Source organism: Pseudomonas sp. HN8-3, from assembly GCF_020790195.1.
Taxonomy (GTDB): domain Bacteria; phylum Pseudomonadota; class Gammaproteobacteria; order Pseudomonadales; family Pseudomonadaceae; genus Aquipseudomonas; species Aquipseudomonas synxantha_A.
Map to the genome: position 1 here is coordinate 1,234,519 of NZ_CP086206.1, position 15,431 is coordinate 1,249,949.

10 protein-coding genes are annotated in these 15,431 nt (G+C 56.2%); 6 read left to right on the top strand and 4 right to left on the bottom strand.

Annotated elements, in window-relative coordinates; genetic code table 11:
* Window positions 1-65 precede the first annotated feature (65 nt).
* Window positions 66-5,240 (top strand): dermonecrotic toxin domain-containing protein, encoded by a 5,175-nt coding sequence (locus tag LJX92_RS05390; protein ID WP_228309386.1) that lies wholly within the window; start codon window positions 66-68, stop codon window positions 5,238-5,240.
* A 54-nt stretch (window positions 5,241-5,294) separates the two neighbouring features.
* Here LJX92_RS05390 and LJX92_RS05395 read toward each other — a convergent pair whose 3' ends face one another.
* Window positions 5,295-6,434: an OpgC domain-containing protein gene (locus LJX92_RS05395; protein ID WP_148853368.1), complete on the bottom strand. Its 1,140-nt coding sequence runs from the start codon at window positions 6,432-6,434 to the stop codon at window positions 5,295-5,297.
* A gap of 222 nt (window positions 6,435-6,656) precedes the next feature.
* Between LJX92_RS05395 and LJX92_RS05400 the strand changes: the two genes are divergently transcribed.
* The 3 genes from LJX92_RS05400 to LJX92_RS05410 are packed head-to-tail and all read left to right on the top strand — an operon-like array spanning window position 6,657 to window position 9,560.
* Window positions 6,657-7,031 carry a GtrA family protein gene (locus LJX92_RS05400; protein ID WP_032877571.1) on the top strand — a complete coding sequence of 125 codons (375 nt, stop codon included), beginning with the start codon at window positions 6,657-6,659 and terminating at the stop codon, window positions 7,029-7,031.
* Window positions 7,028-8,002, top strand: coding sequence for a glycosyltransferase family 2 protein (locus LJX92_RS05405; protein ID WP_032877569.1), 975 nt, complete (start codon window positions 7,028-7,030; stop codon window positions 8,000-8,002). Before LJX92_RS05400 ends, LJX92_RS05405 begins: the two co-directional genes overlap by 4 nt.
* Window positions 7,989-9,560 carry a glycosyltransferase family 39 protein gene (locus tag LJX92_RS05410; protein WP_228309387.1) on the top strand — a complete coding sequence of 524 codons (1,572 nt, stop codon included), beginning with the start codon at window positions 7,989-7,991 and terminating at the stop codon, window positions 9,558-9,560. Before LJX92_RS05405 ends, LJX92_RS05410 begins: the two co-directional genes overlap by 14 nt.
* Before the next feature lie 36 nt (window positions 9,561-9,596).
* On the opposite strand, the gene LJX92_RS05415 is transcribed toward LJX92_RS05410, so the two are convergent.
* The 3 genes from LJX92_RS05415 to LJX92_RS05425 form a co-directional block, all read right to left on the bottom strand.
* Window positions 9,597-11,861 carry a glycoside hydrolase family 3 N-terminal domain-containing protein gene (locus LJX92_RS05415; protein WP_323134843.1) on the bottom strand — a complete coding sequence of 755 codons (2,265 nt, stop codon included), beginning with the start codon at window positions 11,859-11,861 and terminating at the stop codon, window positions 9,597-9,599.
* Between the two features lie 78 nt (window positions 11,862-11,939).
* Window positions 11,940-12,224 (bottom strand): putative quinol monooxygenase, encoded by a 285-nt coding sequence (locus LJX92_RS05420; RefSeq protein ID WP_032877566.1) that lies wholly within the window; start codon window positions 12,222-12,224, stop codon window positions 11,940-11,942.
* A gap of 12 nt (window positions 12,225-12,236) precedes the next feature.
* The gene (locus tag LJX92_RS05425) at window positions 12,237-13,856 is read right to left on the bottom strand and encodes an FMN-binding glutamate synthase family protein (RefSeq protein WP_078820385.1); all 1,620 of its coding nucleotides are present in this window, start codon (window positions 13,854-13,856) and stop codon (window positions 12,237-12,239) included.
* Window positions 13,857-14,094: 238 nt separating this feature from the next.
* On the opposite strand from LJX92_RS05425, the gene LJX92_RS05430 reads away from it, so the two are divergent.
* The gene (locus LJX92_RS05430; protein ID WP_228309388.1) at window positions 14,095-14,973 is read left to right on the top strand and encodes a hypothetical protein; all 879 of its coding nucleotides are present in this window, start codon (window positions 14,095-14,097) and stop codon (window positions 14,971-14,973) included.
* 178 nt (window positions 14,974-15,151) lie between these two features.
* The gene (locus tag LJX92_RS05435; protein WP_078820386.1) at window positions 15,152-15,421 is read left to right on the top strand and encodes a type B 50S ribosomal protein L31; all 270 of its coding nucleotides are present in this window, start codon (window positions 15,152-15,154) and stop codon (window positions 15,419-15,421) included.
* Window positions 15,422-15,431: the final 10 nt, after the last annotated feature.

Genomic DNA, 15,431 nt, shown 5'->3' on the forward strand with positions numbered 1-15,431 from the left:
CCCTCGGCTGAAACTTGAAACGCCAGAGTGATCTTCAGCAGCCAATCCGGCACGGAGAGCACTCGATGAGCACTGACACCCCATCGTATTTTTTCAGCGAAACCCAAACAGATCGCACGCAGCTAAGCGAGCGCCAACGCTCACGCAACTTTACCCTGAAGGACCTTGACTGGTTCGACTCGGTCTATCTGGCCACCGATGCTTTGCGGCGGGCGCACAAAGCGCCGATGCACGTCCAAACCCTGCAACTGAATGTGCTTGGTCAACCGGCTATTGAATTGGCGGGTGCATTCGTCATGAGCCCCGCCCCAGAAGGCGGGGTTGTTCTCTATACACCCGCTCGTGGTCTGGAAAAGCTGGAAAGCCATGAAATCCTCAAGACGCAACTGAAGTCGTGGCTCAAAGACTCGTCGCAGCGCCAAGCGTTGCTTGATTACCTTTCCATCTCCCAGCAAGTCACCCTGACGCCTACTGCAACCCTGACGATTACCGAACATACCGTGGCTGGCGCTGTCTTCGAAGCACAACATGCGACCCTCTCCAATAACCTGCTCGAAAATGCTCGTTTGATGCGCGAGGAGCTGCTCAAGCTGCCCAGTTTCACTTCTCTGCTGGATGAATACATTTCCTCTAAGTTGGCGCAGTCTTTTACGGGGGGCGATCAGCGCCAAATCCAAGTGCAGAGTTATGTCATCGACGCATCCAGCGAATCAGGCAATTCTGATTCGCCAACGTCCCGACACACGACCACCCGCTCCTTGAGCGAAACTGTCCTCAGGTATTTTGTCGCCAATGGCTGGCCTGTGGGTGAAACCCGGCGCTACCACAACCCCCAGCAGCCTACTCAGGAAGCTGATGATCAGTTGCGTTGGGACGTATCAGTCCAGGGATTGGCCCAGGGCTTGAAAGCATATATGAAGCAACAGCCCAAGACATTTTGGACGCTGCCGGCCGCCGCTGGGTTCTCACGGCTACAACTTTTTACCAACGCCATGGCCAATGCCTTTTTCACGGTGGCGCTGGAGCAACAACAGCAAACTACGATTACGGTTGAGCAGCGTCTGCAACTACAGGCCTTGCCGCTCAAGGCTGCGCTGCCTGCGACAACGCTTGCTCCTGCGATCGATGTTGAAAAGGCACTGCTGAGTGAGCCCGGACAGACCCCCGCCGAGCTGGCAGGCACACTTATCATCAGTAGTAACAAAAGCGACAATGGCTCGCCCTGGCTGCTCTATACCCCCCTCCAGGGCCTGCGATCGTTTACCGATCTGAGCGCCCTGAAAACCCACCTTCTCGATAGTCTCAACCCCCGGCAGCATGCCGATGCCTGGAGAAAGCATCTGTCCAGGCCGGAACGCTATAACGAAGTCGACCTGCTGGCCTGCGAAGTCACCAAAGGCCCCATCACCGGGGTTATTTTCCAACGCATCATGGAGGGCATCATTGAAAAACAAGGTCGCAACCTTGAATACGCCCTCGATCAGTATCGCCTGAGCCAGGGCACGATGGACCTCGATGCCCTGGTTGATCATGTGCTGGATGTACGTGGAATGATTGATCCAACATTACTGACCTTCGAACCCATGGGGCGTTGGAGTACCCAGTTGACAGAGACCTGGACGGCGACGGTGACTGAACCCAGGATTCCACCAACGCTTGCTGCAATGCGCACAACGGTGCATTTACTCGAAAACGTCACTGCCGAAATCGAACAACACCTATCGTTTCGCCCCTCGCTGGAGCGTTCCGTTATCACCTATCTCAATACCAAACTGTACGCTATCAAGCAGCAAGAGTTGCAGGCCGCGTGCCTCTCGGTACGCCAATACAGCAACCCTTCAAATGGCACTGACAAACCTCAACTGCTCTCATCGAGCAGTATGGTTGACTATTTTCTGGCGCGCTTATGTGGCGAAGTGGGTCCACTCATCGATCCGCTTAACACTCACGTCTATTCAACCCCTCCTGGCAAACCCGCCACCAAGGTCTCAGGTATGGACGCCGCTACCTTCAATACGCTGATCAACAGTGCAGTCGGTGGGTTTAAACAGTACCTGCGTAGAACCCACAGCGTGTCCCCCAACATGCAGCCCTTGCTGAGAAAGGCAATGGAGATGGGCTTGACAGGGGAAGTGCAAGTCAGGCTTTGGAACAACGCTTTATTGCCCCTCGACTACGAAGTGCTTTTGACCGTGTTAGGTATTTACGCCAGAGACTTACGCCCTGGCGTCAATGGGTTCCGCCCTGATGCGTTTTCTTTGCAGGTCGTACCGACTGGGCAGAATACCCCGCTGGTACTCAATAACTGTTTCGTGCTGACCGAGCGCGGCGGGCTTGATCTTCGATATTCGGGCCGCACGCTGCTGTGGACGCCCGCGTTGGGCCTGGAAAGCTTCTGCTCATTGAATGACTTCAAAGCAGAGATGGATCGACGCCTGGCAATCCCGAACGAGCGACAGGCTTTCCTGGCGAACCTGGCGCCACCGGACTGGGAGGCACAACCGAGCTATGCATTCAGTTCCCTTGAACTGATCGAAGACAACCTCGTTGAGCACTTGCAACGAACCTACGCTCAACAAAAAGACCGTGAACTGGCGCAAATCCTGTCCATGCAGCTATCGGTCGATCAGTTGCGTAAGCTCTGGCAGGTTCAAGCCACACAAAGCCTGGCGCCCACCAACGTGCAGCGTGCCAAGGACATGGTCCAGGCCATGATCCAGCAACAGGGTTTGCAATGGTTGGGCAAAGCCCATGCTGTGGATCAACAGCTGTACGTCGAATTGCTGGAGCAGTATCGAAACAACGTCACCGACCATCAGGATTACCTGCACGGGATCGACTCACTGGCTCAGTTCACGCTCAAGAAACTCAGCACGTTACTCAAGGACCTTGACGTTCAGGACAGCGTCACACCTGATGAAGTCGAAGTCGGGCTACCGGCGCAGGGCAGTACACCTGCCCGCAACCAGTCGCTGCTGGACTATGCCTTGAGTCATCAGTCGTACTGGAAGGATGAGGTGCCCCTCTTCGCCAGCACCGGTACAACGCCGTTGCCATCCACCCTGGATGCGCAGACGCTGAAAACGCGGATACAGGCGTTGAACATCAACGTGGCTTACCAAACATACATCAAGTCCTTCCTGGGCCCTGCCAGCCCGGGCTTCGAGCAACGCTATACGCGATTCGCCAAGCAACTGCCGTGGCAATTGATGCAATACGCTCACGGCATGAGGTTGCAAGACCAGCTTTCACCAACGGCCTTCGGGCTCATTCAACAGATCATGGATATGCCCGATGCGATCGCCCGTGCGACAGTAGTGAATGCCAACGCCATGATCCGCCCTCTGGAACTGCTGGTGGATGACGGGAAGAAAACCATCAAGATTCCCGGGGCTTATTTGATCGGCTCCGCCTCCGGTGACGAGGGGCCTCAAATCCTTTATGCCCCCTATAGTCCAGGCTACACCCTCAAGGAATACACCGTTGAGGCCGCACTCCGTGCCGAACTGACAGCCGCCGGCGCATTACAGCGTTGGGTTCGGCTGGGGGTCTCGACCGTTGACCAAGCGGCACTGACAAGCGCACTGGAGCAACCCCTGGCCAGCACCACCCTGCAGCTGGCAAGCAACCCCATCAACACGCCGCTGTTCAAACAGCTGTTCACCGACAATGTCGAGCTGCTGACAACGCTGTTGGGCTGCCAAAAAGCCGCTGATGCAGGCACTGCCTGGGATACGGCCAAGGCCGTGTTCTCTGAGGGCGTGCAGGCGGCCACTGTATTTTTTGCCGGCAAACTGGCCTACCCCCTGGTGGTCTGGCAGAGCTATAAACTGTTCAAGGCTTCTGCCGAGGAGCTGCAAAGCCACCAATGGCATGAGGCACTGGGTCATTTCATCGGTGGTGTCGCCGCGCTGGCCGATTTGAGCGATTCCATGCCTCCCGTATCAGAGGGCGGCATGCCCCCGGCACCCGAGCCGATCCCGCCGCCTTCCACACCTGCGACCTCTGTGGTGTCCTGGCCCGCGCTGGACATTACCGCTGCTTCCCGCACCCGGCTCCAGCGTTTCGAAGTCCTTGAGCCGAGCTTGGCCAGCCTGATCAAAGACACCTCACTCAACCTTTATCGATCGACCTCCAACCATTACTACGCGGCGGTGGCAGGGAAGGTGTTCGAAGTCATCAAGCATGGCCAGGGTTGGCGCATCATCGGTGATGGCGAAGTCGGTCCTGAGGTACAGCGCAACCCTCGACAACAGTGGATGCTCAGTAGCGCTGGCCCAGTGCTGACGGGGCGACGGACAATTGCGCGATTGCTTAATCGCTTCTACTCCGAGCCATTTGCGCGCTCGAGTATGAATGTATTGGCCAGCGGGATGCGCGAGATACGAGCGCTTTACGCTCGGGAATCCTGGCTTATCATCGATGCACTTGCCTTGGCGACGTTTTATGCAAAGAACGCCCAGGAAAATTTGCGCCTGATCACACAAACTCCCCTTGCTGCCCCTGAGCTGGTCAAACAGATCAAAACGTTTTTCGGCTTGCAGACGCTCGAGGTCGAACACCTTGAAAAAATTCAGGAGATCGTCGATACGGTCTGCACTGCGTTGATGGAGCCCTCACTGACCTCCTCGGACTCAACGCGATTTGTCATTGGCCGATCGCGGTTGCCGGCTCCTCAGGGTGGACACACGTTGATGGCCTTTACGATTGTCCCCGACCCCCTTCAACTGGTGTACTTGACCGAGACGTTTTTCAACCCGGGTCTGAAATACAGTCATTTGTTGACCAAGCCGTTCTATGTCAGCGCCCACGCCCGTGCGACCACCCTCATTCACGAAGTCACTCATCATGTCTGTGCGACGTTGGACTTGGCTTACGTGCATTCAGGCCATCCGTTTGATGACCTGATTGATCCGCAAACCCCTGAGGGCAGTAACACAAAAGCAGCCCTGGAAAAGCGCCATATTTCAAGACTGTCGCTCAATACTCCGACCCATGAGTTGTTCCAGGTTGTCGATGTTGCAACCGGCCTCAAATCAGACCCTGCCCAGGGCACGTCAACACAGCATGTGCTCGACAGGCTGCTCAGCGTCACAGGCACCCAGACCCTCGTCGATGCCCGGCGAGTTTTCCGTACCGATCCGCTTAAACGCATCCTTACGGTGCTTAACAACGCCGACTCCGTCGCCTACCTGATTGCACAATTGGGGCGTCGAAAAGAGAAACCTGTTGGCTTATGACTACAACGTCAGATCATCGCCCGGGCCGTTTGCTCCTGCGCAGCGAGGCGGGCATTAACTATTTGGCTTGTCTCGCTTCAAGGGGCGTGGCGTCTGGTTGAGGTGTTTGTTGAACTCCATCCAGGCCGCGAGGGCTGACATCAGCACCACACCGAGCAAGGCTGTGAGTAGTTGCATGAACACGGCGTCATCCGCCTGGGCATTGAGCATGTCCGCCAGTGGCGCCAGCACCACGCCCAGGCAGAACACTTCCAGGGAATAACGGCCCATCTGGCAAATCCGTTCAGCCAGACGGTTTTGCGTCCATTGCGGGTTTGGTAACAGCTTGGCGGTGACATAGGCCAGCGCCAGAAAGTGCACGAGACGCACCGGTGACAGGTTGGTCTTGCTGATGGGGTACAGCAGGTTGCTGAGCGTGGTGGGCATCACCGCATCATGGATTTCAGGCCAGAGCCACGACAGCGTGATCACGCCGGCTACCACCACATACAGCGCCGCCGCGACGAACAGCGGCTGGCGCTGTAAGGGGCGTGTCTCGGGCGCGCTGGGCCGCTGGCTGTAAATCGCCGCGGCGCCCCCCAGCACAAACAGCAATTGCCAGGTAACAGGGTTGAAATACCACACGCCATCGGCAATGGCGCGCAGGTTCCAGCCCATCCACGGCGCCATCAGGTATACCACCAGCGAGACACTCACCACGGCCCAGGGCGCGCGCACCATCAGCGGCAGCACCACGGACAAACCAGCCAGCAAGACGATGTACAACGGCAACGGATCCATCAGGTTGGGCTTGAAGCGCAACAGCAGTTCGTCGGTCAGTGCCTGTTGCGGGTGGGTGACGAAGTGCGTCAGGCCCATCTCCGCCACCAGGTCGCGAGTTTCTACATGGTTGTTGGCGAAGAACACGATACCCATCAGCATGGCCAGCAGGAAAATATGCACCACATACAACACCCAGGTGCGGCGCAGGATTTTCAGGCAGGCCATCCAATAACCTTCTCGCTGCATGACCTTGCCGTAGGCCAGCACCGAGGCGAACCCGGCGAGAAACACGAAGACCTCCGCCGCGTCGCTGAAGCCGAAGTTGCGCAGAGTGATCAGGCCAAGAGGGTTGTGGGGGACGTGATCCCAGAAAATGAAGATCAACGCCAGGCCCCGAAAAAAATCGATGCGCGGGTCGCGTCCGTTCAGCATGGCAGCGGGCTCTTGAACAAGTAGTTGAATGACGATAGGTGAGCGCGCGCGTTGTCGTACGCGGCACGTCGAGCGGGCGCAGGTTGGCGGTATTTGTAAGCAATTGCAAAGGTTGGATATTACTGAATGTCTCAGTTGTAGATAAGGGCACCTGTCAACCTTGACAGTAGACGCAAAAGGCGCGCCGTGGCTTGCTAACACGCAACCGCAAAGGACGACGGTATGGCCCGGCTATGGAAAGGTTTCACTCGTTACACAGTGATCGGTGTCGCCAATACGGTGATCCATTGGCAGTTGTTTTTTATGCTGCGGGCAGGGTTTGAGTTCAGCCAGGCGCTGAGCAATCTTCTGGCATTCTGTGTGGCGGCATCCTTCTCGTTTTATGTGAATGCCTTGTTCACCTTTGACATGCCGGTTTCCCTGGGCCGCTACCTGCTGTTCATGACGTGCATGGGAGTGCTAAGCCTGGGGGTAGGTTGGCTGGGTGATCATTTGCACATGCCAGGGCTTATCACTGTGCTGGTGTTTTCACTGTTCAGCCTGCTGTGCGGTTTTCTGCTGTCACGGTGGGTGGTGTTTCGCGAGCGTGGCCAATGAAGATCTCGTTGGTGGTACCGGTGTTCAACGAGGAACAGACGGTGGCCGATTTCTACCGTGCGGTTCGGCAAGAACCGTCGTTGCAGGCCCACACCGTTGAAATCGTATTTATCAACGATGGCAGCACCGACGGTACTGCCGAAGCCGCCGAGACGCTGGCGTTGGTTGATCACGACGTAATGCTGATCAACTTCTCACGCAATTTCGGTAAGGAAGCTGCCTTGTTCGCCGGGCTGGAATACGCCACGGGCGACGCGGTGGTACCGATGGATGTGGACCTGCAGGACCCGGTGGACGTCGTCCCACGGCTGATCGCCGAGTGGCAGCGGGGCGCCGATATGGTGCTGGCCAAACGGCGCGACCGCTCCAGCGACGGTTACCTCAAGCGTAACACCGCGTCGCTGTTCTACCGTTTGCTCAACCTTATCGCCTATACCCATATCGAAGAAAACGTCGGTGACTTCCGGTTGATGGACCGCAAGGTCGTGGACGTGATCAAGGCGCTGCCGGAACAGCAACTGTTCATGAAAGGCGTGCTGTCGTGGGCGGGGTTCACGGTGGCCATCGTTGAATACGATCGTGCTCCCAGAGCTGCGGGGCAGAGCAAGTTCAACGGCTGGAAACTGTGGAACCTGGCGCTGGACGGGATTACCTCGTTCAGTACCTTGCCGTTGCGGTTGTGGAGTTATATCGGCGGCGCAATTTCGTTATTGGCGTTGGTGTATGCCGGGTTTTTGATTGTGGACAAGGTGTTGTTTGGCAATGACGTGCCGGGGTATCCGTCGTTGATGACTGCGATTTTGTTTTTGGGCGGGGTGCAACTGATTGGGATTGGGATATTGGGGGAATATATAGGGCGGATTTATATAGAGGCGAAGCATCGGCCGCGGTATGTGGTCAAAAATACCGTGCGCAGTTTGAACTTTCAGGATGCGTCAGTGCAACGGGAAAGGAACCATGAAATCCGCTAGTGCGAGTGTGCAATATGTAGGCAATATAACGTACAGGGCATTGCTTCTGTTTACGGTTCTGTGTGTCGCTGGGTTGGTTCGGTTTTATCATCTTACGGACGCCTCTATTTGGTCAGATGAAGGGTTTAGCTTGATTTTGGCTACATGCTCGTTGTCGGATATTTGGTTGTTGAGCGGATTTGACGTTCATCCGCCACTTTATCATTTGATCTTGCATGGATGGATCATGTTGGTGGGGGGGGATGAGTTGGTCTGGACGCGTGGTCTAAGTGCTTCATTAGGGGTCTTGAATGTAGCGTTGGGGATCTGGTTGGTGCGCTTGGTTTCTAATGGGCGAGCCGCAATTGTCGCCGGTTTGTTATTAGCACTTTTGCCAATAGCTGTACGTTATAGTCAGGACGTCCGGATGTATAGTCTGTTGGGCGTGGAGCTGACGAGTGCCACGCTGGCCTTGGTTTACTGGGTGCGTAATCCAGAGCGAGCACGTTATTTGATTGTTTATGTATTGGCCGTAGTGGCCGCATTTTATACTCATTATTTTTCCATATTTTGTGTCGGGTCCCACTGGTTATATCTCCTTCTAGTACGCTGCCGTATTTTTGGAGGACAGCGCTACGTTTTTCGCCTCGATTGGTGGATGGCGAATATAGCGATCGTATTGCTTTACATGCCGTGGGTACCCTCATTAACGAAACATATCGCCAAGGGAACGCTGGGCTGGATTCAACCGGTGACGGTTTATAGTCTGCCGTCTGCGTTCTGGCGATTTATCACCCTGAATGATGGGTTGACGTATAGTTCATTAGTTTATTGGTTGTTGCCGATAATCATAGTTTTTTTGGGGGGAGTGGTCGTGCGAGGGGATAGCAGTCATCATAAATTTGGTCTATTGATGGTGCTATGTCTGTTTTCGACCTTGTTGGGGGCAATTGGAATATCTTTGTGGACCCCGCTATTTGTTGAGCGCTACCTGTTTTTTGCTGCGCTGATGTTGCCGATGGTTATCGCTATTGCTCTAGTGGGAATAAAAAATAAATTAGTCTTTTCTGTGGTTTTAGGGGTGTGTGTTTGTTTGGAAATTGCAGGGTTGAGGAATAATTATAATGGTTTTCATACGATGAATAACCCCTCGCGTGTGGCGGATAATAGGGTAGCTGAACTAATGGCAGATTTTAATAGTGGTGTCGCCGCTGGTGACATCTTAGTCGCAAGCGATGTCTACCTGTTTTATGCCGCTGAATATTATAGCGGGAAGTCAGTAACGGTACTGTTTTACACGCCACCGCTCAAGGAAGGTCGCTCAGGCCGTCCTGGCTTTAATGATTTTCACGCGCCCTTAATGAAGTTTAGTGATGAAATTTATCTCGATAACCTGCAAACATTGAAGAGCGCGCAACGAGTATGGTGGTTGGCTTTTGACCATGCATTTGAATCAGATGCAGCTCGTATTCCTGCAGATTGGCGCCTCCTCTGGAGTAAGGCTGCCGGAGATAATGTGCTTGCGCTCTATGTGATTTGTAGTGGCGAGCAAGCACAGTCCCAAGAGCGCTGTCGGTGAGTGATGAGAGGGTAAGGAAACAACCTGTGGGCATATTCAGTTTGGCACCGCCGGTGGGACTGATTGGCCTCGGATAGGCAACTGACGCGTATCGCTCACCTCAAAATTCGCCTGGTTGGCAGTAGTCGAATCCGGCCCGACGAAGACGGTAAAACCGCCAGCTTCGACCTTCGGTGAAAAATGCTCGTCGAGCAAGGCAAAGTCCTGTTGGCCCAGGGAGAAACTGACGCTGCGACTTTCGCCCGGTGCCAAATGAATTTTGCGAAAACCCCGTAGTCGGCGCACTGGGCGGGTGACGCTGGCAACGTCATCGCGCAGGTATAACTGGACGATTTCATCGCCTGCCCGTTTGCCGGTGTTGGTGACGGTGACCTCAACCCCCAGCGTTTGTGTGGACGCCAGTCGAGTGTGACTAAGGCGAGGGGAGGAGTAGCTGAACGAGGTGTAGCTCAGGCCGAAGCCAAATGGATAGAGCGGTGTCCAGGGCACATCGATATAGGCGGATGCGTAACTGCCATCACCGCTGGGTGGGCGGCCTGTATTTTTATGCGCGTAGTAAATGGGTATCTGCCCCACATGGCGAGGGAAGGTCATTGGCAGCTTGCCGCTGGGGTTGACGTCACCAAACAGCACATCGGCCACGGCATTTCCGGTTTCGCTGCCCAAAAACCAGGTTTCGAGCAATGCATGGGCTTGTTGCACTGAAGCATCGAGCACTAGGGGGCGGCCGTTCATGAGGACGATGACCAAGGGTTTCCCTGTCTCCAGTAATGAGTTTAGTAGCGCATTTTGCCCGCCCGGTAGACCGAGTTCGGCGCGGCTATGGGCTTCGCCGCTCTGTTCTGCGGTTTCTCCGAGTACGGCGATTATCAGGTCGCTGTCACGCGCGATTGTTTCGACCCGCGTGATGTCCTGGAGGTGCGGGCTGACGGGCGAAGCGCCGGGCAGGTAAGTAATCTCGGTGCCAGGGGCTACCGCATTGCGCAGGCCTTGCAAGACCGTGACGGAGTCTTCGGGGTTGGCAGCCCCGGCCCAAGGGCCGATGGTGGCGCTGGCGTCCGAAGCGAGGCTGCCGACCACCAGGACCTTGCCCGGTTGTTTGGAGAGCGGCAGCAGCGCGTCGTTGTTTTTTAGTAAGACGATAGATTTCTGTGCCGATTCTCGAGCCAGGGCACGGTGCTGTGGCGTTAGCTGGCTGGCCTGCTCGCGGGCTTCGTCGCTGTACCGGTAGGGATCATCGAACAGTCCCAGACGCTGCTTGGCTTTGAGGACGCGACGCACAGCGTCATCCAAGTTTTTACGCGACACCTGGCCGTTGCGCACCAGTGTCGGCAGGTGCAGGCGATAGGATTGACTGGCCATCTCGATATCCACCCCGGCATTGAACGCCAGTCGTGCGGTGTCGGCTGGCGTGCCGGCGATACCTTGTGGCCCCAGTTCCCAGACAGCATTGAAATCACTGACCAGCAAGCCGGCGAACCCCCACTGCTTGCGCAACAGACCGGTCAGCAGGGCGGTATGGCTGTGCATGGGAACGCCGGCCAGCTCGTTGAACGACGGCATGATTGCATCGACGCCGGCCGCGACGGCTGCCTGGAAGGGAGGCAAGTAAACCTCTCTCAGTGTCCGCTCCGACAGATCGGCGACGTTGTAGTCTCGACCGCCTTCGGCAGCCCCGTAGGCGACAAAGTGTTTTGCCGTAGCGAGCATGGATGAGATGTCAGGTGCACCTGCACCCTGGAACCCGTGCACAAGTGCGGCGGCCAATGCAGAGCCAAGGAACGGATCTTCGCCAGCACCTTCCACCACGCGGCCCCAACGCGGGTCACGGCTAATATCGACCATGGGCGCAAAGGTCCAATGCACGCCACTGGCGGTGGCCTCAACGGCCGCCACGCGAGCGGTTCGTTGGGCCAAGTCCGGGTCCCAGGCTGAGGCTAGCGCCAGGGGGACCGGGAACACTGTACGAAAACCGTGCACGACGTCATAAGCGAATAACAAGGGGATATGCAGCCGGGAACCGTTAACCACCTGCTCCTGCAACTGACGGGTAGCTTGCGCGCTGCTGGCCCCCAGTACCGAGCCCACGAGGGCCACTGGCATCTGCGTCTGTTCGCCTTGATCAATGACGGGGCCGGTAGGCGTGCTCTGGATACTGAGTTGGCTGAGCTGGCCGATTTTTTCTTCAAGGCTCATTTTCGCTAGTAGGTCCTCGACCGGATCATTCTGGGCTACGGCCACTAGCGGGAGGGAGACGAGTAGTAATGAGGCTAAACTTAAAGGCATGGTTGCGCCGTCCATGGGCAGGGTGTATGCCTTCAAGTATTTTGCATCCGAGCAGGATCATCTACTGTCAGAGTTGACAGTGCGGGGCTGTTTTCAGACAGGGGCCATCAGCAAAACCCGGCACGGCTTGGCCTGATACGCGTTGATCTGCGGCACCAACCGTTTGAAGTGCTCGGTCTGGCAGTGCGCATCCAGCGCCGCCTGATCAGGCCATTGTTCGATAAAGATAAAATGCCCTGGGTCTTTTTGATCGACAAACAGATCGTAGGCAACGCACAGCGGTTCCTGGCGGGTTTTTTCCACCAGTTCGGCGTACCACGGGCGCACGGTTTCCAGGTGCTCGGGCTTGATAAAGTCTTCAGCGATGACTTTCAACATGGTAAGCGTCCGTCAGGCAGCAGCGGTTTCATGGGGCTCAAAACTGTCTGCTCGCGCCATCTGCCACATGCGCGAATAGAACTCGCCGTTCACGTCTCCCGTGAGCAATTCGCCGGGCTTCAAGAACACATGCAGCTGCGAGAACAGTTTGATCTCTGTTGCCGACATGCGTCGCACCAAGTGCTTGGCCGACAACTGCGACGGATGATCGAGCCCTGCGGCGGCAAGCATTTCGGCCAGGGCGTGCAGCGTGTTGCGGTGGAAGTTGAACACACGCTGGGCCTTGTCCGGCACGACCAAGGCACGTTGGCGCAGTGGGTCTTGCGTGGCCACGCCGGTCGGGCATTTGTTGGTGTGGCATGACTGGGACTGGATGCAGCCAATGGCGAACATGAAGCCACGTGCCGAGTTGGCCCAGTCGGCGCCGATGGCCAGGACGCTGGCGATATCGAACGCACTGACAATCTTGCCGCTGGCGCCGAGTTTAATTTTGTCGCGCAGGTTCAGGCCCACCAGGGTGTTGTGCACAAACAGCAAACCCTCACGCAGCGGCACGCCGATATGGTCGGTGAACTCCACGGGGGCTGCGCCGGTGCCACCTTCCTTGCCATCGACCACGATAAAGTCGGGGAGGATGCCGGTTTCGAGCATGGCCTTGGCGATGCCCATGAATTCCCACGGGTGGCCCAGACAGAACTTGAAACCCACGGGTTTGCCGCCGGACAGTTCACGCAATTGGGCGATGAAGTGCATCAGTTCGATGGGCGTGGAAAACGCACTGTGGCGTGACGGCGAGATGCAGTCTTCGCCCATCATGATGCCGCGGGTGTCGGCGATTTCCTGGGTGACCTTGTGCTTGGGCAGGATCCCGCCATGGCCGGGCTTGGCACCCTGGCTCATCTTGATTTCAATCATGCGCACTTGCGGGTTTTGCGCCTGCGTGGCGAAGCGCTCCGGGTCGAAACGGCCGTCGCTGGTGCGGCAGCCGAAGTAGCCGCTGCCCAGTTCCCAGGTCAGGTCGCCACCGTTTTCACGGTGGTAGGGGCTGATGCTGCCTTCACCGGTGTCGTGGGCAAAGTTGCCGAGTTTGGCACCTTGGTTGAGCGCGCGAATTGCGTTGGCGCTCAGCGAGCCGAAGCTCATGGCCGAGATGTTGAACACCGACGCCGAGTACGGTTGTGTGCACTGCGGGCCGCCGACCATCACGCGAAATGCGCTGGGGTCGCTCAACGGTGCCGGGCGCATGGAGTGGCCGATAAATTCGAAGCCCGACTGGTATACATCGATCAAGGTGCCGAAGGGCTTGTCTGCGGTTTCGTTCTTGGCGCGCGAATACACCAGCGAACGCTGGGCCCGAGAGAAGGGCAGGGCGTCGCTGTCGGATTCGAGCAGGTATTGGCGGATTTCCGGGCGGATGCCTTCCACCAGGTAACGGATATTGCCCAGGATCGGGTAGTTGCGGCGCACCGCGTGGGGGCTTTGCAGCAGGTCGAAAATGCCGATCAGGCTGAGGATGCCGGTGACCAGAGTAATGGGCCACAACCATTCGTGTTCGATAAAGGGCAGGCTGGCGAGGGTGAAAATGACGCACACAGCAAAGAAGGCGTAGCGGCTTAACAAGGACAGGCTCATACGGTTTCCTTGGGTTCGGACTCTTCAGGTCGATCACCCATTCTGCACCTCTGGATTAAGCACGGACAAGGATTGATCGCTCAGTCGCGTATTTGTGCGTCTATGCATCAGTCCAGACAAAAAAAGCTATCAGCCTCATAGAGGAACTTATGACTGCCCAATCACCATTCATCGAATGTAAGACTAAGGACGCTGTTAATCAGAAGGAATGTATAACAACAGAGCGAGAGACTTACCTATGTCTATATCGATATCGGCATCGAACAATACTCATCATGCCTCGATTTATATCCCGATCATTCCCAACTGGGATAAAAGCCAATTAACCGGCTCCCAACGAGAGCAAGTCGCCCAAGAACATCAACGAATGGAAGGTATCGAGAAACCTGAGCGGAATGTGAGTCGCAAGCCGGAAATCTCCACTGGCCGTCCACCGGGTGATACCCGCACTGCGGACGAAATCATCAACGACAATCCGATCCTCAAAAACCTCGGCCATCAAAAAGATATTAATCGTCCATTGGCTTACAAACTTCTGGGTGATTGGACGAGCAACAATAAAGACCCTGAGTCACGAGCGGATGCCGCATTCAACGCTGCGCGGGTGCTTAACTATATCGATACGTCTTTATCGACTACAGGCGAACACCGAGGCAAAGCCCATGACAATGGCGACCTTGAAGGCATCACCCGTAGCGGTGATGCGCGGCACGGCACGCCGGCAGGCATGTGGAAGGACTTTACGGAGCAAGGTTATTCAGCCCTACGGCACCATCATCGCTTGGACAGTACCAACGACCGCCATGTCACCCAGGGCGGCGCCAACAAAGATAACCTGCAGCATGTTTCCGGTAAGATCGGCAAGAGAACCTGGTTTATCCCGGGGCTGAGCAATATTCTCCTGGGCATCAGCGACTCAAATGCGGGGTTGGCGGAGGCTGTGAAGGGGGCCAAGAAGGGGTTCGATAAAACTCGGGCTGATGGTTTTGACCAGGCACTTTTCAGTGCTGCGAGGGGGAATTTGGTGGGGGTCGTTCAAGGCTATGTCAACGCAGTGAAGCACAACGAAGCCACGCCTGATTTGGTTAAGTCAAAACTCGGGGCGACCGGCAGTTGAGTCGGATTGGTTTGAACCGATGAGCTCAATCATGGATTAGCTCGATTTCCTGGAAAGGGACCTCCAGGAAACGGCTAGAACTTTTCCTGCTGGTATTATTGCAATCGGTTCTCGTTTGTAGGTGTTTTTAGTGTTACTGTATAACATGTCTAATGCACCCAAACGCCCCGGAGGCCTTATGAAAGCTGGTATCCACCCCGACTACCGCACCGTACTGTTCCACGACACCGCCGCCGACGTGTACTTCCTCATCGGCTCCACTGCCGACAGCGACCGCACCCACACACACAGCGACGGCAACACCTATCCCTATATCCCGTTGGATGTTTCAAGTGCTTCGCACCCGGTCTACACCGGCCAACAGCGCAAGACCCAAGCCGAAGGCCGCATTGCCGGCTTCAACAAGCGCTTTGCCTCGTTTGGGTCGACCCCGAAAGCCGACGCGTGAGGATGATTCG